Annotated in this window: 19 protein-coding genes and 1 tRNA gene; 2 read left to right on the top strand and 18 right to left on the bottom strand. The window is 70.7% G+C overall.

Annotated features, from left to right (window positions below; genetic code table 11):
* Positions 1-3: 3 nt before the first annotated feature.
* The 12 genes from DDE18_RS08920 to DDE18_RS08870 all read right to left on the bottom strand — a co-directional run bounded on the left by DDE18_RS08920 (position 4) and on the right by DDE18_RS08870 (position 15,822).
* On the bottom strand, positions 4-5,181 hold the full coding sequence (locus DDE18_RS08920; protein WP_116571878.1) for an RCC1 domain-containing protein: 5,178 nt from the start codon (positions 5,179-5,181) through the stop codon (positions 4-6).
* Positions 5,181-6,410, bottom strand: a complete 1,230-nt coding sequence (locus DDE18_RS08915; protein ID WP_116571877.1) for an SGNH/GDSL hydrolase family protein — start codon at positions 6,408-6,410, stop codon at positions 5,181-5,183. The genes DDE18_RS08920 and DDE18_RS08915 overlap by 1 nt, the downstream gene beginning before the upstream one ends.
* A 19-nt stretch (positions 6,411-6,429) precedes the next feature.
* Positions 6,430-10,263: a CARDB domain-containing protein gene (locus tag DDE18_RS08910; RefSeq protein ID WP_116571876.1), complete on the bottom strand. Its 3,834-nt coding sequence runs from the start codon at positions 10,261-10,263 to the stop codon at positions 6,430-6,432.
* A 135-nt stretch (positions 10,264-10,398) separates the two neighbouring features.
* Positions 10,399-10,851 (bottom strand): DUF5615 family PIN-like protein, encoded by a 453-nt coding sequence (locus tag DDE18_RS24245; protein WP_425437556.1) that lies wholly within the window; start codon positions 10,849-10,851, stop codon positions 10,399-10,401.
* A gap of 170 nt (positions 10,852-11,021) precedes the next feature.
* Positions 11,022-11,198: a DUF433 domain-containing protein gene (locus DDE18_RS08900; protein WP_116571875.1), complete on the bottom strand. Its 177-nt coding sequence runs from the start codon at positions 11,196-11,198 to the stop codon at positions 11,022-11,024.
* 102 nt (positions 11,199-11,300) lie between these two features.
* Complete coding sequence (locus tag DDE18_RS08895; RefSeq protein WP_116571874.1) at positions 11,301-12,341, bottom strand: tyrosine-type recombinase/integrase; 1,041 nt, start codon at positions 12,339-12,341, stop codon at positions 11,301-11,303.
* 241 nt (positions 12,342-12,582) lie between these two features.
* Positions 12,583-12,658, bottom strand: a tRNA-Ala gene (locus DDE18_RS08890).
* Between the two features lie 37 nt (positions 12,659-12,695).
* Entirely contained in the window at positions 12,696-13,340 is a 645-nt protein-coding gene (locus tag DDE18_RS08885) for a histidine phosphatase family protein (protein ID WP_165821093.1), read from the bottom strand.
* Positions 13,337-13,756 (bottom strand): ribosome silencing factor, encoded by a 420-nt coding sequence (gene rsfS / locus DDE18_RS08880; RefSeq protein ID WP_116571872.1) that lies wholly within the window; start codon positions 13,754-13,756, stop codon positions 13,337-13,339. The genes DDE18_RS08885 and rsfS overlap by 4 nt, the downstream gene beginning before the upstream one ends.
* A complete protein-coding gene (gene nadD / locus DDE18_RS08875) occupies positions 13,753-14,391 on the bottom strand; it encodes a nicotinate-nucleotide adenylyltransferase (protein ID WP_281258364.1) in 639 nt (212 codons plus the stop codon). Before nadD ends, rsfS begins: the two co-directional genes overlap by 4 nt.
* Before the next feature lie 5 nt (positions 14,392-14,396).
* Positions 14,397-14,549, bottom strand: a complete 153-nt coding sequence (locus tag DDE18_RS22930; protein ID WP_165821092.1) for a hypothetical protein — start codon at positions 14,547-14,549, stop codon at positions 14,397-14,399.
* Positions 14,550-14,571: 22 nt separating this feature from the next.
* Positions 14,572-15,822: a glutamate-5-semialdehyde dehydrogenase gene (locus DDE18_RS08870; RefSeq protein WP_116571870.1), complete on the bottom strand. Its 1,251-nt coding sequence runs from the start codon at positions 15,820-15,822 to the stop codon at positions 14,572-14,574.
* A gap of 172 nt (positions 15,823-15,994) precedes the next feature.
* Between DDE18_RS08870 and DDE18_RS08865 the strand changes: the two genes are divergently transcribed.
* Complete coding sequence (locus DDE18_RS08865) at positions 15,995-17,548, top strand: hypothetical protein (protein WP_116571869.1); 1,554 nt, start codon at positions 15,995-15,997, stop codon at positions 17,546-17,548.
* Between the two features lie 122 nt (positions 17,549-17,670).
* Here DDE18_RS08865 and DDE18_RS08860 read toward each other — a convergent pair whose 3' ends face one another.
* From DDE18_RS08860 to DDE18_RS08840, 5 genes are all read right to left on the bottom strand, one after another.
* On the bottom strand, positions 17,671-18,624 hold the full coding sequence (locus DDE18_RS08860; RefSeq protein WP_116571868.1) for an electron transfer flavoprotein subunit alpha/FixB family protein: 954 nt from the start codon (positions 18,622-18,624) through the stop codon (positions 17,671-17,673).
* A 26-nt stretch (positions 18,625-18,650) separates the two neighbouring features.
* On the bottom strand, positions 18,651-19,433 hold the full coding sequence (locus tag DDE18_RS08855; RefSeq protein WP_245916533.1) for an electron transfer flavoprotein subunit beta/FixA family protein: 783 nt from the start codon (positions 19,431-19,433) through the stop codon (positions 18,651-18,653).
* A 148-nt stretch (positions 19,434-19,581) separates the two neighbouring features.
* Positions 19,582-20,754 carry an Ig-like domain repeat protein gene (locus DDE18_RS08850; RefSeq protein WP_116571866.1) on the bottom strand — a complete coding sequence of 391 codons (1,173 nt, stop codon included), beginning with the start codon at positions 20,752-20,754 and terminating at the stop codon, positions 19,582-19,584.
* Positions 20,755-20,870: 116 nt separating this feature from the next.
* On the bottom strand, positions 20,871-21,167 hold the full coding sequence (locus tag DDE18_RS08845) for a hypothetical protein (RefSeq protein ID WP_116572015.1): 297 nt from the start codon (positions 21,165-21,167) through the stop codon (positions 20,871-20,873).
* A 79-nt stretch (positions 21,168-21,246) separates the two neighbouring features.
* Complete coding sequence (locus DDE18_RS08840; RefSeq protein ID WP_116571865.1) at positions 21,247-22,023, bottom strand: enoyl-CoA hydratase/isomerase family protein; 777 nt, start codon at positions 22,021-22,023, stop codon at positions 21,247-21,249.
* A gap of 125 nt (positions 22,024-22,148) precedes the next feature.
* On the opposite strand from DDE18_RS08840, the gene glgX reads away from it, so the two are divergent.
* Complete coding sequence (glgX, locus tag DDE18_RS08835) at positions 22,149-24,302, top strand: glycogen debranching protein GlgX (RefSeq protein WP_116572014.1); 2,154 nt, start codon at positions 22,149-22,151, stop codon at positions 24,300-24,302.
* Between the two features lie 82 nt (positions 24,303-24,384).
* Here the strand turns inward: glgX and glgP are convergent, their stop codons facing one another.
* Positions 24,385-26,970, bottom strand: coding sequence for an alpha-glucan family phosphorylase (glgP, locus tag DDE18_RS08830; RefSeq protein WP_116571864.1), 2,586 nt, complete (start codon positions 26,968-26,970; stop codon positions 24,385-24,387).
* Positions 26,971-26,986 lie beyond the last annotated feature (16 nt).

Genomic DNA, 26,986 nt, shown 5'->3' with positions numbered 1-26,986 from the left:
CTCCTAGGGGATCACCCGAGCGTTGCCGCGCTCCACGACCACCTGGCTCGTCGGCGTCCCGAGGGCGTCCGTGACACCACCCGTGACGCTGAGTGCCCACGTGTCCACGCCCGTTCCGGGCTCCGCGACATCCCGCACGTCCAGCCGGAGCGAGGCGGCGGGTGCTGCCGGCCCGACCGCGCCGGTCGCGAGGTCCACGGCGCGGATCGTGGCCCCGTCGGCGAGCACCGTGGCGGAGCACACCTTCGGCTTCCCGCTGCACTCGGTGGCCAGGGTGGACAGCGACGACGCCTCGACGATCGCCACCCCGGTCAGCGTCGGCACGACCGCCACCGCGTTGCCCGTCGGCGCGGAGCGCCGCACGGGGACAGCGCGGAAGCCGGCGCTGCGGCTGTCGGTCGCCAGGGCCGCGGCGGCGTGTCCGGATCCGGTGTTCGCGTGGGTGGCTACGCCGACCTCGGCGACACCTGCGTAGGTCGGGCTGCTGGCGGTCACGACAACCGCCCGCGCACCCAGGGGTAGTGCAGCCGAGCAGGAGGCGCGGGCACGGCCCGCAGTCGTCGGCGCTGCCGCGGCGTTACACAGTAGGCTCCCTTCGGCGTTGCGGAACGCGACCTGCACCTTGCCCAGGGCGCCGGCGAACGCGCCGTCTGCGTCCTCCGCCACGTCGGCGGCCAGGGTGACGTCGGCCGTCGTCCCGGTGGAGAGCACGAGCTGCTGGCCGGCAGTTGCGAGCGTGAGCGACTCCTTCGCCACCTGGAACGGCGCGGTAGCCGACGAGGGTCGGTACGCCGCGTTGCCGGCGTACGCGGCCGTCACCTGCTTGCCCCCGGTCGGCGTGACGACGGCGATCGTGGTGGATCCGCGCCCGTCCGCCGCAGTCGTGGCCGAGCTGGTCGCGGGACCGAGACTGAACGAGACCTGACGGCCCGGCAGAGCCTGCCCTGTCGACGCGTCGTACAGGAACCCCGTGACCGCCGCAGGGTCGGAGACCTGTCCGGCCACGGCGCCCTCGTAGGCGACTGCGGTCGCCCGCTTCTCCACGGTGACCAGGAACGAGACCTCGTCGGTTGAGGCGCCGTCCGATACGGCGGCCGTCACCCGGTGCTCCCCGACCTGGGCGGCGGTGGGCGTCCACAGCAGCTCACCGGAGCTCAGCACCACAGCACCGGACGGGCCGGACACGAGGCTCCAGGTGAGCGGGTCGGGAGGGGTGTCGCCGTCCGTCGCGGTGAGCGGGACGGAGAGTTGGTCACCCCAGGGCGTCTTCCGGTCGGCGACAGGGCCGGCCACGACCGGGTCGTTGACGCAGGTGACGGTCACCTGGACGGTGGCATGGTCGCTCTCCGTGCCGTCGCTGGCGGTGTAGCTGAACGAGTCGGACCCGCAGAAGCCCGGCTCCGGCGTGTACGTGACGGCGTCGACCATCGTCAGGGCGAGAGTGCCGCGGGCTGCTCCCGAGGCGTCCGTGATCGTCAAGGTGTCGGCGTCGACGTCGTGGTCGTTGGTGAGCACGTGGACGTGCACCGCCTCGTCCTCGTCCGTGGTCGCGGCGTCGTCGGCGGCCACCGGGGCATCGTTGACGCAGGTGACCGTGACCTCGGCGATGCCGGTCGCGGTGAGCCCCGTGGAGTCCTCGATGACGTAGGTGAAGGCGTCCGAGCCGCAGAAGTCGGCGGCAGGCGTGTAGCGGACCTTGCCGGACTCCTTGGCCACCGACCCGTGCGCGGGCGCTCCAAGCGTCCCGAGCGTGAGGGTGTCCCCGTCGGGGTCGGTGTCGTTGGCGTGGACATCAAGCAGCACGGACGTGTCCTCGGCGGTGGTGCCGTGGTCAGTTGCCGGGCGCGGGGAGTCGCCCGCACACGTCACGCTCACGGCGACGCTGCCGTTCGCCTGCGAGCCGCCGTCGCCGACGACGTACCCGAAGGTGTCGGGGCCGCAGTAGTCGGCGTCCGGGGTGTAGTGCACCTTCCCGGCCAGGATCGTGGCGGTGCCGTGCGTCGGGTCGGCGACCGAGACCAGGGTTAGGGTGTCGCCGTCGGCGTCGCTGTCGTTGGCCAGGACGTCGATGTCGACTGGGGTGTCCTCGGGGGTGGCCACCGCGTCCGCGCCGGGTGCGGGGGCGTCGTCACCGCAGTCGACCGTCACGGTCACGGTGGCCGCGTCGGTGTGCCCGTGCCCGTCGTTCACCTGGTAGGTGAACGTGTCGGTGGGCGCGGAGCAGAAGTCCGCGTCCGGCGTGTACCTCACCGTCTTGTCGGCGTTGACGGTCGCCGTCCCGTGGGCGGGCGGCGTGAGCACCGAGACGGTCAACGGGTCGTCCTCCGGGTCGGAGTCGTTGGCGAGGACGGAGATGTCCTTCGGCTGGTCCTCCGCGGTGTGTACGGCGTCGGCGACGGCGTCCGGGGCGCAGTTCATCTCGACGGTGATCGAGGCGGTCACCGGCGCCTGGCCGTCGGACACGACGTACGAGAACGTCTCGTCGTAGCAGCCAGGGCCTGCTGTGTACTCGACCTGACCCGCCACGACTTGGGCGTCCCCGATCGGCGTACTGCCGACCGACTGCAGGGTCAGGGTGTCGCCGTCGGGATCGGAGTCGTTGGCCAGCGCGTCGATGGTGACCGCGGTGCCGGGCGTAGTGGTCACGGTGTCGTTGACCGGCTCGGGGACGTGGTTGCCGCCGATGCCCGGGAGGGCCCCGACGGTGACGGCGGCGAGCGAGCGGCGGCCGAGCCCGTCACCGAGCTGGCCGAAGGTGTTGTCGCCCCAGCACATCACGGTCTGGTCGATCATCGCCGCGCAGGTGTTGCGGCGCCCGGCGGACAGCGAGTGCACGAGGTCGCCGGGGAATGATTCCTGGGGTGCCGGGATCGCGTAGACCCCTGTGTCGTAGTGGGTGCTGCCCCCGCTGGACTGCTTCTGGGAGTTGTCCCCCCAGCACACGACGCCCTTGTCGGCCCGCTCGGCGCAGGTGTGGTTGTCGCCGGCGGCGATGTCCTCGGCGTCGCCAAGCGCCGCGACGCCGCCGGCCCCGTCGTCGGCCTTGACCGGCTCGGTCGCGTTGTTGCGGGCGGTGCCAGCGCCGTCCCCCAGCTGGCCGAACACGCCGCGGCCCCAGCACCGCACTGTGGCGTCGGACTTCAGCGCGCAGGTGTGCCGCGCGCCGGCGGTGAGGGCGACGACGCCGGTCAGGGGCGTGTCCGTGTCGGGGTCGTCGTCGTCCTGGACGAGCACGGCCAGGTGCCGCTCGGTGAAGGTGTTGTCGCCGAGCTGTCCGCTCGAGTTGAGGCCCCAGCAGCGCACCCGCCCGGAGGTGAGCAGCGCGCAGGCGTGGAACCCGCCCGCGGCGACCGTGCTCACGCCGGTGAGGTCGGTCTCGACCACGTCCTCGTCGGCGGGGTCGCTGTCGTACTGCACGGTGACCGGGACGCGGCTCTGCGTGGTCGTGCCGTCGCCGAGCTGGCCCCGGCCGTTCTCGCCCCAGCACGAGGCGGTGCCGTTCGTACGCCGGGCGCAGGTGAAGCCCTCCTCCTGGGCGCCGAGCGTCCCACCGCCGTCGTACGCCGTGACGTTGCCGACCCCGGTTACCGGCATCGACCGGTTCGACGTGGTCCCGTCCCCGAGCTCGCCGTCGGCGTTGCGGCCCCAGCAGCGCAGGGTCGTCGCGCCCGCGAGCCGGGCGCACGCGTGCCCGTTGCCGAGCACGACCTCGTCGGCGGTGTCGTCGCCCGAGGGATCGAGGTCGACCGGTCGGGCGATCGTGGTCAGGGACACCGGAGCACCGGAGCCGAGCCGACCGTCGAGGTTGGAGCCCCAGCATCGCGGCAGCCTGGTGTCGGGCGGTGAGTCGACGAGTGCGCAGGCGAAGTCGGTCCCGACGCTGACCTGGCGGGCGCCCTGCAGCGAGGTGACCTCGACGGGCGTCTCGCTCTCGGCGCGGTAGCCGCCGAGCTGGCCGTGGAAGTTGAAGCCCCAGCACCGCACGCCGACACCGACCACGCCACAGGTGTGGTAGCCACCGGCGACGACCGCCGCGACGGCGTGCGAGGCCAGCGCGTAGGTGGAGTTCTCGTAGGGCTCGTAGGCCGGATCGTCACCAGATCCCGGCTTGGGGTCGACACCGAGCTGGCCGGAGTCGTTGCGACCCCAGCACCATGCCGTGCCGCTCACCAGGCTGCACGTGTGGAACTCGCCGGCCGAGACCGTCGCCGTGCCGGGAAGGGTCTGGACGTCCTCGGTGAGTATGCTGGGGTCGGCGTCGAACTGCACCACGAGCGGCGTTGTGCTGGGCCGCATCTGCCCGTCCACGACGGTCGTCTTGTGCCCGAGCTGGCCGTCGATGTTGAGACCCCAGCAGTAGGCGTTCATCGGGTTGTCGACCACGACGCAGGTATGGGAGTTGCCCGCGGTGACGGCAAGCGCCGGGCGCATTGCCGCGTCGGGCAGTCCCGCGACGGGAGTGGTGGTGTCGCGGACGTCCAGCGTGCCGTCCCCGAGCTGGCCGAAGGTGTTGTTCCCCCAGCAGCTCACCGTGCCGCCGACCAGGACGGCGCAGCTGTGGAATTCGCCCGCCGCGATCCGGGTGACCCCGCTGAGCCCGGCCACCGTGACCGGGGTGTCGTGGAAGTCGCCGCCGTTGCCGTCGCCGAGCTCGCCCAGTCCGTCCTGCCCCCAACACTTCACGGTGCCGTCGGCGAGGAGGGCGCAGGCGTGGAAGCCCCCGACGGCCAGCTCCCTGGCGTGGGTGAGACCAGCGACCGGCACGGGGGTCCTGCTGTCGCCGGTGCCGTCGTTGCCGAGTTGGCCGCTGCCGCCCAGGCCCCAGCACCGGACCGTGCCGTTCTGCAGCAGGGCGCACGTGTGGTGGGCACCGGCCGAGACCTGCTTGACCCCGGAGAGCCCGACGACCTGCTGGGGAGACGTGCTGGACTCCGTCGTGCCGTCACCGAGCTGGCCGAGGCTGTTGTCGCCCCAGCACTCGGCTCCCCCGGCATCGGTGATCGCGCACGTGTGCTGGGTGCCGACGGCGACCAGGCGCTGCTTGTCCGCGACGGCGGCGACCGCCGCCTCACCGATGTCTCCGCGGGCGGGCTCGTCGAGGAGCACGAAGGCGCTGCCGAGCAGAAGCACGGCGGCCACGCATCGCAGCAGCAGGTCCCGGGTCCGGGCGGAGGCGTCCATCAGCAGTCCTCCGGTTCCTTGGCAGCCTCGGCGATGCCGAGCCGGTTCTTCAACAGCAGGCCGTCCGCGGTCTTCGCCTCGTAGATGAGGGACGCCAGGCACTTGTGCCCCTGGGCGTTCGGATAGAGGCCGAGCTTGGTGGTGATCTGCGTGTAGGTGAGCAGCACCCCGGTCACGGCGGGGGGAAGGTAGGAAGGCAGCGCCGTGCTGGTGTCGCCGTCATCCTCGATCCAGGTGTCGCTGCAGCCGATGTCCTTGTCGGAGTTGTGGGCGTCGACGGTGCTCGGCGGGTGGTAGACCGTGGTGAAGATCTTCACGTTGAAGGTCATGCAGTGGTCCTTGAACTTCTCGTAAGGGTTCACGAAGAAGTAGCGACCCTGGGCGCCGACCTCGAACTGGTCGACGACGCCCTCGATGGTGGTGTTGAGCTTCTTCACCACCTGGTCGAGGATCACCAGTGCCGGTGGCAGCTGCATCCAGCGGACGGTGCAGGTGGGGATGGTGTCCACGAGCTTGCTGCACAGCTGCACAGCGTTGGGTGTCGCCTTGATCGCCTGCGGGTAGGGGTTGAAGTAGCCCGTCACCGCGATGACCAGGTTGGGGTTGCCGTCCATCTGGGTCTTGTACTTCCCGAGGATGTCGGCGAGGTCCTGCTTGAGCTTGGTCCACGCCGGCTCGGCGGCCAGGACCGCGAGGGCGCACACGTTGGCCTGGAGGAAGTTGTGGTCCCGGATCTGGTCCATGCACGTCGTGACGTGTTGCAGGATCCCGGTGTTGTCCCGCCCCAGGGTGAGCGTGATCAGATGTGGCCGGAGCGCGTGCGCCTGTGACTGCTGGGTCGGGTTCCCGTCGTCCTGGTAGGCGTCGGTGGTCACGGTCATCGTCGAGCCGCTGGTGACCTCGTCCATGGTGTTGAACTCGCACCACGGCCCCGGGTGCTTCTCCTGGAGCTTCTTGAGGAGCACGTCCGGGTAGCGGTCCGTCTTGGGGGACTTCTCCTCGTCGGTGTCCTTGGCCGGGTGCACGACGCCGTCGCCGCCGGCGACGTACCGCCTGGCGATGTCCGTCGAGCAGCTCGGGTCCGGGTCGGGCAGCTCCCCGTCCGCCGCGGCCTGACCGGCCAGGACCCGGGAGGCGCCGGCGACGAGGGGCATCCCCGCCGCCGGCACGCCGACCATCAGGACGGCGACGGCTGTCCCGAGCAGTGCGTTCCGCTGCCAGCTCCTCATGATCGGCTCCCGGCTCCGATCAGGAGGTCTTGGTGTTGTTGGACTCGTTGCTCTCCACGACCCTGTTGTCGGGGTCGACGATCCCGTTGGCCGTCTGCTCTCCTCCGGTGACGTAGGTCTTGACCGCGAAGTTGGCCGACGACGTCCCCGAGTCCATGCTTCCGTGGCAGGTGACCTTGTTGATCGGGTTCTCCTCGATCTGGCAGCTGAACCCGTCGGGCACCGAGTTCATGTTGAGCGGGATGGTGCCGACCGGGAGCTCGACGGTGACGACGAAGTTCGACGCCACTCCTGCCCCTGCCTTGCTGACGGTCCAGCGGACGTCACCCTCGCTGCCTTGGCTCCCGCTCGTGGTGAGGTCGCTGATCGTCAGGTCGACCTGGCTGAGCACCTTCGTGCTCTTGGAGAGCGTGTTGTTCGCCTCGTTGGCCTCCGGCGTGGTGTTCGCAGGGTCGATCCGGCTCTGCAGCGGATAGGTCCGGTCGTGCTCCATCGGGGCCTTGACGTTGATGGTGACCGTGGCCTGCGTGTCGTACGTCGGGTCGAGGTCGTTGGACCCGTCCAGCACCCCGCCGTCGCACAGGACCACGCCGCTGCTGTGGATGCAGCTGAAGTCGTTGCCCGGGCTCGTCACGGAGACGAACCGGACCCCGGGGTCGATCACGTTGCGGAAGGCGACGTTGTAGGCCGGGTCCGTGCCGGTGTTCTCGACGGTGACCTCGTAGCTGTAGGCCTGTCCGGGCTGCGGCTCCGGCACGTCCGAGAGCTGGGTGTCGCTGAGCCCGTCGCCGGCGACCACGATGTTCTTCACCTTGAGGTCGGTGTAGTTGCCGCCGCCGGACAGCCGGACGTTGGTCGCGGTCTGGTCGGAGTTGTTGGTCTCGTCGTTCTCCGCGGTTGCACCGTCGGGGTCGACCACGGCCTGGTTGGTGTACGTCCCCGGCTGGGGCGGCGCGAAGAGCAGGATGTCGACGAACCGGACGTTGTCGCCGGCCGCGGGTGTGTCGTTGTTCGACCCGTCGAGGGTGCCGCCGGTGCAGGTGACCACACCGTCGCTGAAGCCGCAGTCGAAGGCGCCCTCACCCGGGTTGCGGTCCTTCGCGGAGCGGAAGGTCGCCCCAGCCGGGATGGTGTCGCGGACGTTGACGTTGAACGCCACGGCGGTGCCGACGTTCTCCAGCTTCAGGGTGTACTGGAGGTTCCCGCTCGGCACGACGTCGGTCGGGTTGCCGCCACCGTCGACGGGGGCACTCTGGCTGCTGTCGACCTTGAGGTCGATGTACGAGCCACCGCCGCCGAGGGCCACGATCGTGGTGACCTGGTCCTGGTTGTTGGTCTCGTTGGCCTCGGGGTGGGTGTTGTCCGGGTCGATGATGGCCTGGTTGATGTAGCTGCCCGGCTGCGCGGGGGCGAAGACGCTCACGTGGATCGTGCGCGTGGTGTCCCCGGCCTGGGCGGTCTGTCCGAGCGAGCCGTCCAGGGTGCCGCCGGTGCAGGTGATGATGCGGCCGGCGGCCTGGCAGGTGAAGTCACCGGTGCCGGGGTTGGAGTCCTCGGCGTGGCGGAACACCATGCCGTCGGCCAGGTGGTCCTCGACCACCACGTCGAAGGCGACGTCGCTGCCCTCGTTGGCCACGACCAGGTCGTAGTTGACGATGCCCGAGGGTGCTGCCTTGCCGTCGTTCACGGCCGGGTCCGGGGACACCTGGACCTTGTCGATGGTGAACTCGTGGTGGACGCAGCATCCGCCGATCTGGATGTTGGTCAGCAGGGTGTTGATGTTGTTGTCCTCGCGGATCTCGTCGATCTCGCCGTCGGGATCCACCCGGACCTGGTTCTTGATGGCTCCGGGGGGCGCAGGGGCGAAGAGCCGGATCGTGATGGTCGCGAAGTCAGGGGCGAGGGTGTGGTTGTGCGTGCCGCGCAGGCGGCCGCCGACGCACTCGATCACGCCGCCGGTGGAAGCCCCGTTGTGGTTGCACGTGAAGTTGCTGTCGCCCACCACTTCGCGGAACCGGGTGCCGGCCGGCAGCAGGTCGCGCACCGTGATGCCGGTGCTGTCCTGGGTGCCGAGGTTCGTGACCGTGACGACGTAGACCAGGTTGCTGCTGGGCGCGAACGTCGCGCCCTCCGGGTGAGTCTTCTTCGAGACCGTCAGGTCGATGCCGGTGGTCACGTTCGCGGTCGCGACCCAGACGTTGTTGGACTCGTCGGACTCGAAGAGGACGTTGTTCGGGTCGACCGTGACCTCGGCGCTGATGACGCCGGTCTCCGGCGGCGCGATCACGTGCAGGGTGAGGTGCTCGACGGTGCCGCTGGGGTTGCCCGAGGTGATCGCGCCCTGCACGTCGAGCCCGGTGCAGGTGACCACGTTGTCCACCTGTGCGCAGGTCACTCCTGCCGGGACCGTCGGCGGCTGTGCCGGGTCGAGCACCACGCCGGGGGCCAACTTCTCGCGCACCACCACGTCGGTGGCGTCATCGAGCCCGCTGTTGCCGACGGCGATCTCGTAGTCGAAGTGGTCCCACGCGCGGAACGCGTTCGGCGGTGTGCCGTCGTCGTGGGTGGCCACGGCGTGCTGCACGACGGTCAGGTCGACGCCCGGGTTGACCGTGGTCATCGCCTTGGCGGTGTTGGTCACGCCCTTGTTCTTGATGTTGCCGCTGACGGTCGCGGTGTTGGTGATCAGGCTGCCGGCGGTGTTGACCACGCGTCCGGTGATCGTGATGTCCATCGTCTCGCCGGGGTTGAGCCGCAGGGTCGGGCTCTTCTGGGTGCAGATCACCTGCGGTGCGGCGACCGTGCACACGCCCTTGGTGGTGCTCGCCTGGATGCTCGCGGCGTCCAGGCCCTGGGTGGTGTCGACGACGGCCACGTTGTCGGCGCGGGTCGTGGCGATGTTCTTGACGTTGATGGTGTAGGTCAGCAGGTGGCCCGGCCGCACCGGGTCCTTGTCGTCGGACTTGGTGATGGTGAGGCCCTGCTGCGCCGGCGGAGCCTGGTTCTGCGCGAGGAGCGAGCCGGTGTTGTTGAGCTCGTTGAGCTCGTCGATCTCGTCGAACGGGTCGACCACCGACGTGAGCTCGATCGCGTCCGCGTCCGCGGCCGACTTCGCGATGATCGTGATCGTCGCGTTCGTGCCGCTGTTGATCCGGCCGCCCGTGCACACCACGGTGCGGGACGGGGGTGCGCCCATCGCGCAGGTGAACAGGCTGTTGGCCGTGGCGCTGAGGAACTGGAAGCCCAGCGGAAGCGTGGTGTCGACCCGTACGTCGACTGCGTGGGCGTTGCCCTGGTTGTTCACCGTGAGGTTGAACGTCGCCTCCTGCTCGGGGCCGATCGAGGTCGGGCCCTGCACCGAGACCCGGAGGTCGGGCTTCGGCGTCGTCACCGCGTTGGACACCAGGACGTCGGTGTGGTCGGAGACCGAGAGCGTGTTGCTGCTGTGCGTGGCGTTCACCGTCGCGCCGTTGTGGAGTGTCGTGCCGTCCGCTGCGGTCACCGTGCCCCGCACCGTGACGTCCCAGCCCTGGAAGCCCTCCAGGGAGCCGGCGTGGCAGGTGATGAGGTTCTCCGACTGGCTGCACGAGCCGACCGTGCTGGTCAGCACGAAGGAGGTCATGCCGTTCAGCTGCATGTTCAGCTCGACCTCGTCGAGCTGCTGGCCGCCCGTGTTCTCCACATGAATCGCGTAGGTGAGCGAGCTCCCGGAGGGCACCGTCGTCGCCGAGGGCGTCACTGCGGCGGTCAGCGGGACAGGGTCGGCGGAGGCCGTCGGAGTGGCGAGGGACAGCCCGACGACGGACGTGGCAAGGGTGGCGATGCAGACGAGAATCGAGCGGAACCTGCTCACGGTGACCTCACAGCGGATCGGCGGACGCAATCGACGACCCCGGCCTACCAGCCGCGCGAACAGGAGCACATCGGGGGGCCAGGAAAACCGCTCAGATGACCTAGACAATTTGCTAGACCAGGGCACCCGGAAGGGCTACACGCCCTGGCCCGGATTCCCGGATGACAGGTAGTCACTCGGACTTTCTGCCGCCGGCTCGACTCGATTCGGACGAGCAAGCCGGGTAGTTCTCGGTGAGCACTGGCGTCCTGCCGAGGCGGGAAGTACACGACCCGGTTGTGCCACTCTTCTGTCTGACTGGCCTCGGCGATCAGCGCGAGCTCGTCGAACGCGACCGCGACCGGCAGCACCGTACGCACGATGAAGACGCCGGGCAGTGGCAGGCCGGCGGCGACGCGCTCGCGCGAAGTCGGGGATGGTTCGGACGTCGTGAGTCAGCAGGGCGCGGTTCCGTTCTGCTGGCCGCGCCAGGATGGTCGGGTCGTCGGCTGTGCGGAGCCCGACGTCCTGGACACGCACGATGTCGAGCTCCGGGACGGCGCGTCGAAGACCGGCCAGGATGTTGCCGTCGAAGTTCTCGTCGGCCAGGAGGCTGACGCTCAGTTGTCCAGCAGGGCCAGCAGTCTGGCGCGCAGACCTTCGGGTGGGAACGGGAACGCGGCTTCGATCCGGGCCTGCGCTTCATCTCCGAGGCGCTCTTGCTCGGCCAGGCCGGTCTCGACCTCGGCTCGATGGTGCAGATAGTAGGCCAGGACGGCCTAGACGTCCGCCAGCGCTGCGGTGTCGAATGCGTCGTGGATCGCCTCCGGCGACTTGCCCTGCTTGAACGCGGCCACCAGCACGTCGAGCGGCACCCGCGTGCCGACGACGATGAGCCGGTCCGCCTGGTCCCGCTGCAGCGGGACGGGCTCTGGTGCGACCCTCGCAGCGGTCATCGGCGGCACCTCCTGCGGACCAGTCCAGGGCGATGCCCGCCTCGCGGGGTCCCGGAACGAGGCGCGCGCCTGCGAGTCAGCTGCCTGCGATGGGCGGTTCTGTTACAACCCGAGGTCTCTGCTGGAGGTGGTCGCCAGGGCCTGGGCGGGGCGGATGTAGCGCTCGATGAGGACGGCGATCTGGCGGTGCCGGGTCTGGGCCGCGATGCGGTCGATGGGTACGCCGGCAAGGGCGGCGGTGGTGGCGTGGCCGGCGCGCAGGGAGTGGCCGGTGATCCGGTCGGCGGGCAGCCCGGCGGTCCCGGCACGGTCGTGGACGGTGTCGGCGACGGCGGTCGGCGAGATGGGTGCGATGCGGATCCGGCCGCTGGCGTGGACCCCGCGCATGGTGGTGAACAGCGGGCCGGGTGCGGTGCCCCGCAGGATCAGCCAACTGTCGAGGGCCGTGATCGGGTCGGTGGCCGGGTGCTGTCCGGGGGCGACGCCGACGACCTGGCCGCGGCGGTCCGGGTCGGTCTTGGACGCGCGGATCTGCAGGAGCAGGCCGCCGGGCTGGGGGTCGAGGTCGGCCAGGGTGAGGGCGGCGAGTTCGGAGCAGCGCAGTGCGCCGGCGTAGCCGAGCAGGATCATCGCCGCATCGCGGGCGCCCTTGACGGTGCCGCGGTCGATGGCGGCGAGGATCTGTCGGATCTCGGCTGGCGCTAGGGCGTGGGCGGGGCGGCGGGGTGCGGTGCCGACGAGGCGGCGCAGGCTGCGTCGGACCCGGCGCACGCTCTCGTGGGCGATCGGTGTGGCCAGGCCGGCGTCGCGGTGGCTGCGGGTGATCGCTGAGCAGGCGACGTCCAGCGTGCCCAGCGCGTGGCCGGTGGCGGCGCACTCGGTGAGGTAGGCGCAGACCGCGGACGGGTGGGCCGGCAGCGGGGCAAGGCCGCGCCGGGTGCACCAGCGTTCCCACCGCCGCCAGGCGCCGGCGTAGGTGGCCAGGGTCGAGGGCGCGTGGGCGGCGGCGAGGGCGGCCCGGATCCGGAGGATGTCCACCTCGGTCAGGTGCTCCTCGGTGAGGACCGCGTCGGTCGGCAGCGCCCCGCGGGTGGCCGAGGTGGGTGGGAGTGCGGCGGCGGGCTCGAGGGCGGTGAGGGTCATCGCTCGGTTGTAGCGGCGGGGTCCCGTCCTCTGGCTGGGTTCGCCGCGGATCCAGCGGGGGGTGCGCTCCCGCCTCGGCTCGACCGATGCGGTCGGAGCGGCCGGGGGGACTTCCCCGAAAAGATGGAGTTTCTGTGGAGTCTCCATGCTGGTTCCTTCGGTGAGGACCCAGTGCGTTATCCCGCCAAACGACGAATCCGCTGGTCAGTCCCTGTTTCCAGGTCCTGACCAGCGGATCAGTTGGTGGAGCTGAGGGGACTCGAACCCCTGACCCTCTGCATGCCATGCAGATGCGCTACCAGCTGCGCCACAGCCCCGAGTGGGTTGTCGCCCGTGCGGGCAACGCGGAGAACATTAGCCGATCGGTGACGGGGACGCGAAATCAGGTGCCGTTCGGTTGTAGGCCACGAGCCGCAGTCTCCAATCGTGGCCGCTGTCGTCGAGCACCACCCAGCCGCAGTTGTCCAGGCCCTGGAGTGTGGCGGCCTGTGACTCGTCCCAGCCGAGCAGCGAGACGACCGACACCTTGAGCGCTGCCCCGTGGGCGACGACCACGCCGCACTCCCCCGGCGTCAGGGCTTCGAAGGACTCGCACGCGGCCTCGCAGACCCGGGCGACCACCTCGGCGGTCGACTCGCCGCCGGGCACGACCTCGTAGCGGCCCTGGCGGAACGCGGCGTACTCATCGGGGAATGCCTCGGCATACTCCGGCATGGTCATGCCGGTGCGGAGGCCGAGGTCATACTCCCGCAGCCGCGGGTCCTCGACCGGGACCAGGCCGGTCGCCTCGGCGAGGTACGCCGCGGTCTGGCGCGCGCGGGTCAGGTCACTGGTCCGCAGCGACACCGGGGACAGCGCCGCGATCGCCGGCGCCAGCGCCGCCGCCTGACGGTGGCCGACCTCGTCGAGGGGCACATCGGAGTGGCCCTGCGCCCGCTGCTCGGCGTTCCAGGCCGTGCGGCCGTGCCTGACCAGGACCAGGGTGCGGTGGGCGGTCACTCCTCGTCGGTGGCGCCCGTGCCGCCGGAGGCGGCGCCCGTCCCGTCGGGGCTGGTCACGTCGTCGGGCAGCGCGATCACGGGGCAGTCGCGCCAGAGCCGCTCGAGGGCATAGAACGCGCGCTCCTCCTCGTGCTGCACGTGGACGACGATGTCGCCGTAGTCGAGCAGCACCCAGCGACCCTCACGGTGGCCCTCACGGCGGATCGGCTTGGCGCCGTGGTCGCGGAGCTTGTCCTCGACCTCGTCGACGATCGCCTTGACCTGGCGCTCGTTGGTGGCGGAGGCGAGCAGGAAGGCGTCGGTGATGGCCAGCTGGTCGCTGACGTCGAACGCGACGACCTGCTGGGCCAGCTTGTCGGCAGCCGCGCGGGCGGCGACGTGCACCAGCTCGACGGCGTGGTCGGTGGCGGTCATGAGGGGTCCTTGTCGGTGGTGGTGGGGCCGTCAGGAGTGGGCGCGTACAGCCCGTGCTTGGCGATGTACTGCACGACGCCGTCGGGCACGAGGTACCAGACCGGCTCGCCGCGCTGCTTGCGCTCCCGGCACTCCGTGGACGAGATCGCCAGGGCGGGGATCTCGACGATGGTCACCCGGTCGGCCGGGATCCTGGCGAGCGTCTCCTCGTCCATGGTGTAGCCGGGACGGGTGCAGCCGACGAAGTTGGCCAGCGCGAAGAGCTCCTCGACGTCGCGCCACGTGAAGATGTCGGCAAGCGCGTCGGCGCCGGTGATGAAGTAGAGCTCGTCGTCCGGCATCTCCGCGTGCAGGTCACGCAGGGTGTCGATGGTGTACGTCGGGCCGCCGCGGTCGATGTCGACGCGCGAGACCGTGAACCGCGGGTTGGCCGCGGTCGCCACCACGGTCATCAGGTAGCGGTGCTCCGGCGGAGAGACCTCGCGGTGCGACTTCTGCCAGGGCGCCCCGGTGGGCACGAAGACGACCTCGTCGAGGTCGAACCAGGCCTGCACCTCCGAGGCTGCCACCAGGTGACCGTGGTGGATGGGGTCGAAGGTACCGCCCATCACCCCGACGCGGCGCTTCGCAGGCACTGGGGTCAGCTGTGCTCTCGACCGCCGCCGAACGCGATGAGGGCGACCAGCAGGGCCAGCAGGAGCGCGAGCGTGCCGCCACCGATCACGTAGGGGTGGAGGGCGGGCTCGCCGTGCTCGGCAGTCTCGGTGGCAAGCGTGATGACGGTGCTCAGCATGGGCTCATCCTAGGGGCAGCGGCTACCGGGTGTGGCCGTCGCCCACCACGACGTACTTGGTGGACGTCATCTCGGGGAGTCCCATCGGGCCGCGGGCGTGCAGCTTCTGGGTGGAGATGCCGATCTCGGCTCCGAAGCCGAACTCGCCTCCGTCGGTGAAGCGGGTGGAGGCGTTGACCAGCACGGCGGCGGAGTCGACGGCGGCCACGAAGCGCCGGATGGTGGCCTGGTCCTCCGAGACGATGGCGTCGCTGTGACCGCTGGAATAGCGGCGGATGTGGTCGATCGCCCCCTCGACGTCGTCGACGACCGCAGCCGAGATGTCGAGCGAGAGGTATTCGGTCGCGTAGTCCTCGTCCGTGGCCTCGACCACGCCGTCGTACTCCGCGAAGCCGGTGTCGCCGTGGATGGTGACGCCCTCGGCCCTCAGCGCGTCGATGACCCGCGGCAGGAACTCGTCGGCGACGTCCTCGTGCACCAGCAGCGACTCGGCGGCGTTGCACACGCTCGTCCTCTGCGTCTTGGCGTTGAGGACGATCGCGAGCGCCTTGTCCAGGTCGGCGGCGGCGTCGACGTAGACGTGGCAGTTGCCGACGCCCGTCTCGATCACCGGCACGGTGGACTCCTCCACGACGCTCTGGATCAGCCCCGCTCCCCCGCGGGGGATCAGCACGTCCACGAGCCCGCGGGCGCGCATCAGCGCCTTCACGCTGTCGTGGCTGTCCCCGGGCACCAGCTGGACCACGTCGGCCGGCAGGCCCGCAGACTCCGCGGCTCCGCGGAGCGCGGTGACGATCGCGGCGTTGCTCGACCGCGCGCTGGAGGACCCGCGCAGGAGCACGGCATTGCCGGACTTGAGGCAGATGCCCGCCGCGTCGGCCGTGACGTTGGGCCGCGCCTCGTAGATCATCCCGACCACGCCGAACGGCACGCGGACCTGGCGCAGCTCGAGCCCGTTGGCGAGAACGCTGCCCCGCACGACCTCCCCGACCGGGTCGTGCAGCCCGGCGACCTCGCGCAGGCCCTGGGCCATCCCCTCGAGACGCTCGTGGGTGAGGCGCAGGCGGTCGATGATGTTGGCCGGCGTGCCGGCCGCCTCGGCGCGCCCGACGTCCTCGGCATTGGCGGCGAGGATCGCGTCCTCGTGCTCTCCCAGCGCGGCGGCCATGGCCTCGAGGGCCGCGTCCTTCGTCGCGCGCGTCGCCGTGGCCAGGACGTGGCTCGCCTCGCGGGCACGGAGCGCGACCCCGCGGACGTCGTCGGTGCTGCTCATGCGGTCGAGCCTAGGTCGCGGGCCACACCGGTGTGCCGGTGTCTCACGGACTCATGGACCGCCGGCCGGTCGAGCAATACCGCCGGCCGGTCGAGCGATGCCGCCGGCCGGTCGAGCGATGCCGGCCGGCCGGTCGAGCGAAGTCGAGACCACCCAGGGCTAGGGTGCGCGGATGGGGACGCTGCGTGCTGCGCTCGGGGTGGCAGGGCTGGTGATGGTGCTCTGCAGCGCCGGGGCTGCGACGGGCCAGGAGCCTGTGCCCCGGAGCGCGCCGGCCACACCCGACGACCTGCCCGAGGAGGTGCGCGGCGGGGTCGTCGTCGACCTCGCCGACGGCGACCGCTTCAAGGTCACCGTCGCCCGCAACCTCAAGACCGTCTGGGGCACGCGCTACGACGCCGCCAGCGGCGGCTGGGGCGAGCGCCGGCCGATCCTGCGCAAGGACAACCTCTACTGCGGCGACGTCGACGCCCGCGCGGCCGGCGGCGCGGTCGCCGTCATCGCCGAGTGCGACAGGTTCGGGTACGCCGAGGACCAGGCGCCCGTCGCGTCGCACGCCCTCTACTCCAGCGACACGGTCACCTGGATGGCTCGCAAGCTGCCGGGGGAGGCCTACGACGAGCCTGGCATCGCGCCCGGTGGCACGGCCGCGGTGTGGCCGCTCCACCAGGGTTACGTCACCTGGACCGCCGCCGAGGGCTTCGTCGTACGGGAACTGTCGATGAAGGGGCAGGAGTACACCGTCACGGCGGTGATCGACGATGCCGGCACGGTGTCGGTGCTCTACGCGACCGTGTCGCGGGACGGGGGCTGTGCACTCGTCGCCCTCACCCGCGCCGGTGATGCCACCCCCACCAGGCAGGAGGTGCCGCTCCCGGACATCTGCGGGGACGTCGACCTTCTCAACGTCGATGCCTCGAGCGTCCTCTTCGGCGAGGTCGAATCAGCCGCTGAGACCTGGGTGGTCTCCCGCGAGACGCCGGCATCGCCATGGGCCGTCACGGCCATCGCACCCGCCCATGCTCCGGGGCTCGAGGACTACGCCGGAGGGCGGCTGGGCGTCTCCTTCTTCGAGGCCACCGACCTGCCGTTGCTGGCCCTCGGCTCACGCGACCGCCGGAGCGTCCTGGCGCATGTCTACGACCGGGTAGCCCAGCGCTGGGGATCGCCCGTCACCGTGCATGTGAGCCCGGACGCGAAGTGCTCGTGGGGCGACAACTGGACCGAGGGGTCCTTCGCGGTCATCGCCGCGGACCTCGAGTGTGGGGACCGCCACTGGATCCTCGCCACTACTGACGGGACGACGTGGCACAGCCTGCCGATGCAGAAGCACCCGCTCGGCGTGTCTGCGGACGGCAGCCTCGTGGCCGTGCCCTCGCGCAGCACGACGACCGTGTTGTCCCGCGAGCGCGGCGTCGTCAAGCTCCCCGTCGGCGCCACCGAGAGGTGCGACCTGGTGGTCCCCGCGGGTCCGGACGCGGCGGTTCGCCTGACGTCCCGCGGCCGCCGCCAGGGCTGGCCGACGGTGATCGAGCAGTCATCCCCCGACGGGTGGAAGCGACTGGCGAAGACACGGGTCCCGACGTACGACGTGCCGTGCCGGCACGCGCGCGCGGAGCTCTACGAGCGCCCCTATCGCTACACCATCTACGGCGGCCTCAAGGGCTACGCCGTCCGGCTGGTGGAGGACGGCGACGACTGGAGGGCCAAGAAGCTGCCCTACTGACCGCCCATCCGGGACTTTGCTCCGAATCCGCCGCCACAACGACCGACCCGCATGACGTCCGGCGGGACGTCATGCGGGTCGACGGTCTTACCTGGAGGGACGGATGGTGTCCCGGCGGGGGCTCAGCCCTTGCGCTTGGTGATCTCCTCGGTGGCCTTCGGCAGGATGGTGTGGAGGTCGCCCACGACACCGAAGTCGACGAGCTCGAAGATCGGCGCCTCCTCGTCCTTGTTGACCGCGACGATGGTCTTGGAGGTCTGCATGCCGGCCCGGTGCTGGATCGCACCGGAGATGCCGTTGGCGACGTAGAGCTGCGGGGAGACGGTCTTGCCGGTCTGGCCGACCTGGAAGGCGTGCGGCATCCAGCCGGAGTCGACCGCGGCACGTGAGGCGCCGACCGCCGCACCCAGGGAGTCCGCGAACTGCTCGATGGGCTCGAAGTTGCCGCCGGTGCCACGGCCACCGGAGACCACGATCGCGGCCTCGGTCAGCTCGGGACGCCCGGTCGACTGGCGCGGCTGGGAGGCCACGACCTGCGCGGTCTTGGCCGCCTCGGAGATCGTCGCGGCGAACGCCTCGACGGCCCCGGCACCGGCAGCCTGCTCCGGCGCAGCGGAGTTGGGCTTGACCGTGATGATCGGCGTGCCCCGGGTGACCTTGGCCCTGACGGTGTAGTTGCCGGCGAAGACCGACTGGGTGGTCACCCCGCCCTCCTCCACGTCGACGGCGTCGGTGATCAGGCCGGACTCGATCTTGATCGCCAGCCGACCGGCGACCTCCTTGTTCTCGAACGTCGAGGGCAGCAGCACCGCAGCCGGCTGGGCCTGGGCGACCAGCTGCCCCAGCGCCTCCGCCTTGGGAGCCACCAGGTAGCCCCTGATCTCCGCGTCGCCGACGACGTAGACCTTCTCCGCACCGTAGGCCTTCACCTTCTCGGCCACCGCGGACGCCTGGTCGGGCGAGCCGAAGAAGACCGCCGAGGGCTCGCCGAGGCGGCGAGCCAGGGTGAGCAGCTCGTAGGTGGGCTTCTTGACCTCGCCGTCGGCGTGGTCGATCACAACCAATACTTCGGACATTGTCCTCAGGCCTTCTTCCCGGTCCCTTAGATGAACTTCTTCGAGGCGAGGAAGTCGACCAGCGCAACCGCGCCCGAGCCGTCCTCGTCCTTGACGATCTCGCCGGCGGTGCGCGGCGGGCGCTCGGTGGTCTCCTCCACCTGGGTCCAGGCCGCCGCCAGGCCGACCTGGCCGGCGTCCACGCCGAGGTCGCCCAGCGACAGGGTCTCCAGCGGCTTCTTCTTCGCCGCCATGATGCCCTTGAAGGACGGGTAGCGGGCCTCTCCCGACTGGTCGGTCACCGACAGCACGATCGGGAACCTCGCCCCGATCACCTCGGTGGAGGCCTCGTTGTCGCGCTTGACCCGGATCTGGTCGCCCTGGGTCTCGATCACCGAGGCCAGCGTGACCTGCGGGAGGCCGAGCCGCTCGGCGAGCATCGCCGGGACCACGCTCATCGCCGCGTCGGTCGAGGCCATGCCGCACACCACCAGATCGACCGGGCCAGCTTCCCCGATCTTCGAGATGGCCTTCGCCAGCACCAGCGAGGTCGCGACCGCATCCGAGCCCGCGATCGCGTCGTCGACGACGTGCACGCCCTTGTCGACGCCCATCTGCAGGGCCTTGCGGACGGCGTCGACGGCCCTCTCCGGACCCACGCACAGCGCGGTCACCTCGACGTCGTCACCACCGTGCTTCTCCTTGAGCTGGAGCGCCTGCTCGACCGCATATTCGTCGAGCTCGGACAGCAGCCCGTCGACGCCAACCCGGTCGACGGTGTTGTCCGACTCGAACCGCCGGTCCGCGGTCGCATCGGGGACGTATTTCACACAGACAACAATGTTCATGGTGGTGTGGCCTCGCGGCCCCTCCTGTGCGCTCGATGTGTGCCGGTGAGGCTATACGCGGGCGACCCCACGCGGAACCGATGGTCCCGGTGGGATCGCTCACACTGGCACTGTCAGGGTCGTACGTCCCTCACGGGCGTCGCTCGCGGAACTTCTTCACGGCCTTGGAGCGGGTGTGGTTGGCGTCGCCCTTGTAGACCGCGCGGAGCTTGTACCTGCCCTTGCCCAGCTTGCCGAAGCTTGCCGAGGCCTTCCCGTCGACCAGGGCCCGGGTCCGCACCTTCACGAAGCCCTGCCACTGCTGGCCGAGCTTGCGGAGGACGAACTTCACCTTGCCGGTCGGCACGGTGCCGAAGTTGCCGGACACCTTCGCGGTGGCGCGGGTGACCTTCGGCGTGGTCTTGCCGCTGATCGCGAGCCTGGTCCTGGTGCCGGCCTTGACGACGCGTAGCGTGTCCGGGCCGTCGGCGCTCCCCTCGTAGAGCTGCTTGTCACTCGGCACGAACGTCGCGCTCACCTGGTGGCCGCCCAGGGTCAGGTCGTCGAGCACCAGCTGGGCGACGCCGTCCTTGTCGACCTTGATCTCGGTCTTCACCCCGTCGACCACGAAGGCGACGGTGCCGGCGGGCGAGCCCCCGGTGGTGGTCACCTTGGCGGTGACCGTGACGGCCTGGCCGTAGCCCGCCGTCGTCCTGCTCAGGGCGAGGTTGGTGACTGACTTGGCGACCACCGGGACCGTGTCGATCACGGGCGGCCGGCCGGCCGGGGCCGTGCACGTAGCCGTCGCGGGCTGGGTGGTTCCGTCCGGCCGGTGCAGGACGAGGTTAGCCGTGAAGCCACTCGTCGTGAACGTGGACGTGCCAGGAGTCTTCGCCGTGTAGTTGAAGGGACCCGAGGCAGTGAACGGCACAACTGCACCGCCCGGAGCGCTCTGGTCACCCAGCGGCGTCACCGGTATCGATTGCGAGGCGGTCGCCGGTGTCCCATCGATCGCAGTGTTCGCCTCGACAGTGCCGGAGAACCGGTCAAAGCCCGCCGTGGCGATCTGCTTGGCGAAGCTTCCCGGCAGCGAGCCCGTCGATGTGATCGTCACCGGGACGGGCTCGCCGGCGTAGATCTTCGTCGTCGGGAGACTGCTGTCGATGTCCACGGTGAGGTCGGTTGGCCCGAGCGTGGTCGTGCACGAGTAGGTCACCGGTCCCGTTGCGGCGTGGGCCGGAGCGACGGCCGCGACGCCTGCGGTGACGAGCACCGCCGACAGTCCGGTTGCGAGCGTACGGCGCGTGCGGATGGATGCTGACATGGGAAGCCCCTCCCGATAGAGGACAACAGACCCTTCCGAGGTACCCGGTGGAGCTCCCGGGGAATCCCTGTGACCCTGGGCACACGGGGGCCGGGACGTCGACTCCCGTGCAGCCGTCAGGGGCGGATGATCCGGTCGAGCACCCGGCCCAGGACCAGCCAGACCACGGCACCGGTCCCCCAGTTGGCCAGGGTGTTGTAGAGCTCCCTGTTCTTGCCCTTGGTGAACTCCCAGACGCCGCCCTCGCGGCCGAAGACGCCGAGGTCGACGGCGTCGGCCGCGCGGAGCACGAAGTCGACCAGCCCGTTGTCGGTGTTGGCCTTGAGCGCGACGAGCAGGGCGCCGAGGGCGAGGAACACCGCACAGCCGACACAGATCAGCCAGATGATCTGCGCGACGCGCGACCGCACCATGTCCACTCCGGCGCCTGCCGAGCGCGTTCTGGTCGTGCTTTCCTTGGCCACTACCTGTCCTTTCGGGTGGGTTCGGGACTCAACGTCCCACGAACCGGGCCTTGCCCGGCCCGCTCTCAACGAACGAGCTCATGCCGAGGGCACGGTCCTCGGTGGCGAAGAGTGCGGCGAACTGCTGGCGCTCGATCTCCAGGCCGGTCTCGAGGTCCGCCTCGAGTCCCCGGTCGATCGTCTCCTTGGCCGCCCGAAGCGCGAACGCCGGGCCCTCGGCGAACTGGCGTGCCCAGGCCAGCGCCGCGTCGTACACCTCCGCGGCCGGCACCACCTTGTCGACGAGGCCGATCGCCAGGGCCTCGTCGGCCTTGACGAAGCGACCCGTGAAGATCAGGTCCTTGGCCTTGCTGGGCCCGACCAGCCGCGAGAGCCGCTGGGTGCCGCCGGCACCGGGGATGATGCCGAGCAGCATCTCGGGCTGGCCCAGCGTGGCGTCCTCGGCGGCGAAGCGCACGTCGGCCGCCAGCGCGAGCTCGCAGCCGCCGCCCAGCGCGTAGCCGTTCACGGCGGCGACGACCGGCTTGGGGATCCGCGCGATCGCGGTGGTCGCCGACGAGACCGAGGCGGAGGCCTGGACCATCTCGGCGTAGCCGAGGTCGGCCATCTCCTTGACGTCGTTGCCGGCGGCGAAGACGCGCTCCCCGCCCCAGAGCACGACCGCGCGCACGTCGTCGCGCTCGCTGGCCTCGGCTGCCGCCTCGCGCAGCTCCCGCTGCACCTGGAAGCTGATCGCGTTCATCTTGGGTCGGTCGAGGCGGATCGTGGCGACCCCGTCGGCGACCTCGAGTCGGACGAACTCCATGGACACTCCCTGATCTCTGCGGTGATCTCTGCGGTTGGTCTCGGCGGCTGGCCTCGGCGGCTCTGCTGGGCACCGGCCGTGGCTCGATGCGGGTGCGGGCGACCCTATCCGCGACAATGGCGACCGTGACACCCGGAATGTGGAACCACCAGGGAGAGACGGCCGAGGTCTGGCCGGGCAGCAACTATCCGTTGGGCGCGACGTGGTCGGAGGAAGCGACCAACTTCGCCGTCTACGCGCCGCGTGCGACCGAGGCCTGGGTCTGCCTGTTCGACGACACGGGTGCCGAGCGGAGGATCGCATTCACCGAGCACTCCCTCGGGGTCTGGCACTGTTCCGTCCCCGGCCTGGAGCCCGGCACGCTCTACGGCTACCGGATGGACGGGCCGTGGGTGCCCGAGCAGGGGCTGCGGTTCAACCCCCACAAGCTGCTGCTCGACCCCTACGGCAAGGCCGTCTCCGGCGAGCTGGTGCCCGACGAGTCGGTCTTCGGCTACGTCCTCGGCGAGCCGGAGACGATGAGCGAGGTCGACTCCGCCGGCTCGATGCCCCGCAGCGTGGTCGTGCGCGACGACTTCGACTGGGGTGACGACCGGCCGCTGCGGTGGCGCTGGCAGGACTCGGTGATCTACGAGCTGCACGTCAAGGGGATGACCGCGCTCCACGACCGGGTGCCCGAGGAGCTGCGCGGGACGTACGCCGGGCTGGCGACGCCCGCTGTGATCGACTACCTCAAGGACCTCGGGATCACGGCGGTCGAGCTGCTGCCGGTCCACCAGTTCTTCTCCGAGCCCCCGCTCGCCGAGCGCGGCCTGGTCAACTACTGGGGCTACAACTCCCTCGGCTTCTTCGCGCCGCACAACGCCTACTCCGCGTCCGGCGACCGGGGCGAGCAGGTGGCCGAGTTCAAGCAGATGGTCAAGGCGTTCCATGCGGCCGGGCTCGAGGTCATCCTCGACGTGGTCTACAACCACACGGCCGAGGCCGGACCGCTCGGCCCGACCCTGAGCTTCCGTGGGCTCGACGACCTCGGCTACTACCAGCGCGTCGTCGACGAGGCCGGTCGCCCCGTCGTCCCGGACACTTACTGGGACGTCACCGGCTGCGGCAACACCGTCGACGCCACCCACACCCAGAGCCTGCGGATGATCCTCGACTCGCTGCGCTACTGGGTCGACGAGATGCACGTCGACGGCTTCCGCTTCGACCTGATGAGCGCGCTGACCCGCACCAACCAGAAGGTCGACCTCGGCAGCCACCTCATCACCGCGATCGGCCAGGACCCGGTGCTGCGGCACGTGAAGCTGGTGGCCGAGCCCTGGGACGCCTCGATGGACGGCTACAGGGTGGGCGCCTTCCCGCCGCCGTGGGTGGAGTGGAACGACCAGTACCGCGACACCATCCGCGACTTCTGGCGGGGCCAGAGCGAGGGCGTGCGCGACGTCGCGACGCGGCTGGCAGGCTCGAGCGACCTCTACGCCGACGACGGGCGCTCGCCGTACGCCTCGATCAACTTCGTCACCGCGCACGACGGGTTCACCCTGCGCGACCTCGTCTCCTACAACGAGAAGCACAACGAGGCCAACGGCGAGCACAACCGCGACGGCACCGACAACAACCGCTCGTGGAACTGCGGCGTCGAGGGCGAGACCGACGACGAGTCGGTCATCGCGCTGCGCCGGCGTCAGGCCGCCAACCTGATGGCGACGCTGTGCTTCTCCAACGGCGTGCCGATGCTGGTCGCCGGCGACGAGCGGGGCCGGACGCAGCGCGGCAACAACAACGCCTACGGCCAGGACAACGAGGTCTCCTGGATCGACTGGCGCCCCGACGACGCGTGGCTCGACGTCTACGAGATCACCAAGACCGCGCTGCGCCTGCGGCGCGACCATCCCGCGCTGCGGCAGCGGCACTGGTTCGAGGGGCGGCCCACGATCAAGGGCGGGCCCAAGGACCTCGTGTGGATGCACCCGGAGGGCCGGGAGATGACGGCCGACGACTGGCACGACGGCGGCCTGCAGGTCATCGGGATGTTCGTCTCCGGCGACCCGCTGCGCTCCCCCGGCCCGCACGGCGAGCAGCTGCGCGACAAGTCGTTCCTGATCTGGCTCAACGCCGCTGCCGTCGACGTCGAGGTCGCCCACCCCGACAACGCCTGGGTCAAGGCCGGCGAGGTCGTGCTGTCGACCAACCCCGAGGTGCCGCTCGGCTCCGTGCAGGCCGCCGGGGAGAAGACCGTGCTGCAGGCACGCTCGGTGCTGGTCTTCCGCCAGACCTGAGCGAGCCCCCGAGAAACGAGCTGACCCGCCAGGAGCTGCCAGGCAGCTTCTGACGGGTCAGCCGGATCGACCGCGAGCGTCGTCAGCGCGGCAGGGCCACCAGGCCCAGCTCGGCGACGGACGCCAGCGCGACGTTGTGGGGCACGACGCGGACGGTGTAGCCGAAGCCGCCCGCGTGGTCGAGCACGACGTCGGCGTCGAAGCGGTGGCGGTTGCCCTCGTAGGACTCCCCCACGGCCATCGGCGTGGTCGCGACGTCGCGCAGCTCGTCCTCGGCCCCGGGCCGGCCGTGCACCACCTGCACGGCGACGTCGTCGGCCGAGAGGTCGCCGAGCGCGACGTAGGCGTGGACCCGCAGCGTGCCACCGACCTCGGCCGTCTCGCTCACACCCTCGGACTCGACGTGCTCCACCCGCACGCCTTCCCAGCCGGCGCGGACCTTCCGCTTCCACCGGGACAGCTCACGGGCACCGTGGTAGTCGGAGTTGAGGATGCGGGAGGTCTCCGCAGCGGGCGCGTAGAGCTCCCGGACGTAGTCGCGCACCTGGCGGGTGGCCAGCACCTTGGGGCCGAGCGACTTGAGGGTGTGGCGCACCATCTCGATCCAGCGCGTGGGCACGCCCTCGCCGTCGACGTCGTAGAAGCGCGGCGCGACCTCGTTCTCGATCAGGTCGTAGAGCGCAGTCGCCTCGAGGTCGTCGCGCCGCTCCGGGTCCTCGATGCCGTCGGCCGACGGGATCGCCCAGCCGTTGCCGCCGTCGTACCACTCGTCCCACCACCCGTCGAGGATGGAGAGGTTGAGGGCGCCGTTGAGCGCGGCCTTCATGCCGGAGGTGCCGCACGCCTCGTAGGGGCGGAGCGGGTTGTTGAGCCACACGTCACAGCCGGGGTAGAGCGGCTGCGCCATCGCGATGTCGTAGTTGGGCAGGAACGCGATGCGGTGCCGGATCTCCGGGTCGTCGGCGAACTGCACCATCTGCTGGATGAGGCGCTTGCCGGTCTCGTCGGCCGGGTGGGACTTGCCCGCGATCACCAGCTGGATGGGGCGCTCCGGGTGCAGCAGGAGGCGCTTGAGGCGCTCGGGGTCGCGCAGCATCAGGGTGAGGCGCTTGTACGTCGGGACGCGGCGCGCGAAGCCGATGGTGAGCACGTCGGGGTCGAGCGCCGTCTCGATCCAGCCCAGCTCGGCGGGCGCGAAGCCCCGCTTGGCCGAGCTGCGGGCGAGGCGCGCACGCGCGTCGTCCACCAGCCGCGACCTCAGCTGGCGCTTGAGGTCCCACAGCTCCCTGCCGTCGACCTTGTCGACGAGCGGCCACAGCGCGTCGGTGTCGTCGCCGTCGATGTCGGCACCGAGGCTGCGGGCGAGGTCGACGACCTCGCGGGCGATCCAGGTCGGGCCGTGCACGCCGTTGGTGATCGAGCCGATCGGCACCTCGGCCTCGTCGAAGGCCGGCCAGAGGCCGTTGAACATGCCGCGGCTGACGTGGCCGTGCAGCTGCGAGACGCCGTTGGCGCGCTGGGCGAGGCGGAAGCCCATCACGGCCATGTTGAAGCAGCCGGCCTCGCCGCCCTCGTAGTCCTCGGCGCCGAGGGCCAGGACCCGGTCGACGGGTACGCCGGGGGTCGGGGAGCTGCCGCCGCCGAAGTACTGCTCGATGAGCTCGCACGGGAAGCGGTCGATGCCCGCCGGGACGGGCGTGTGGGTGGTGAAGACGGTGCCGGCGCGCGAGACCTCGAGCGCGGTGTCGAAGTCGAGCGCGGGACCGCCCTCGCCCACGGTCAGCTCGCGGATGCGCTCGATCCCGAGGAAGCCGGCGTGGCCCTCGTTGGTGTGGAACACCTCGGGCTCGGGCGCTCCGGTGATGCGGCTGTAGGCGCGGAGGGCGCGCACGCCGCCGACTCCGAGGAGCAGCTCCTGGCGCAGCCGGTGCTCGGAGGTGCCGCCGTAGAGGCGGTCGGTGACGTCGCGGTAGTGCTGGCTGTTCTCCTCGACGTCGGAATCGAGGAGCAGCAGCGGCACCCGGCCGACGTGGGCGACGAAGATCCGCGCCAACAGGGCGGGCCCGTCGGGGAGGTCGATGGAGACCATCGCCCGGCTGCCGTCCGCCTCGCGCAGCACGCTCAGCGGGAGCTCGTCGGGGTCGAGGACCGGGTAGGTCTCCTGCTGCCAGCCCTCGCGGGAGAGCGACTGCTTGAAGTAGCCGTGCCGGTAGAGCAGCCCGACGCCGACGACCGGGATGCCCAGGTCCGAGGCCGCCTTGAGGTGGTCGCCCGCCAGGATGCCCAGGCCGCCGGAGTACTGGGGCAGGACGGCGGTGATGCCGTACTCCGGGGAGAAGTACGCGATCGAGCGGGGCGCGTCGGCTCCGGCCCTGCGGGCATACCAGCGCTCACCGGTCAGGTAGTCCTGCAGCGACTGCTCGGCCGCCCGGAGGCCGGCCAGGAAGCCCTCGTCGGCCGCCAGCTCGTCGTACCTCTCCCGGGGGACGGCACCGAGCAGGCGCACGGGGTCGCGGTTGACCTCCTCCCACAGCTCCGGGTCGATCGAGGAGAACACGTCCTGCGTCTCGGGGTGCCAGGACCAGCGGAGGTTGCCCGCGAGGGTGGTCAGACCCGCGAGGGACTCGGGCAGGACGGGACGGACGGTCAGTCGTCGGATTGCACGCACGGGAGGGACGCTAGGC

The sequence above is a fragment of the Nocardioides gansuensis genome, assembly GCF_003076135.1.
GTDB classification, from domain to species: Bacteria; Actinomycetota; Actinomycetes; order Propionibacteriales; family Nocardioidaceae; genus Nocardioides; species Nocardioides gansuensis.
This window is presented reverse-complemented; position numbering and strand designations above follow the sequence as displayed.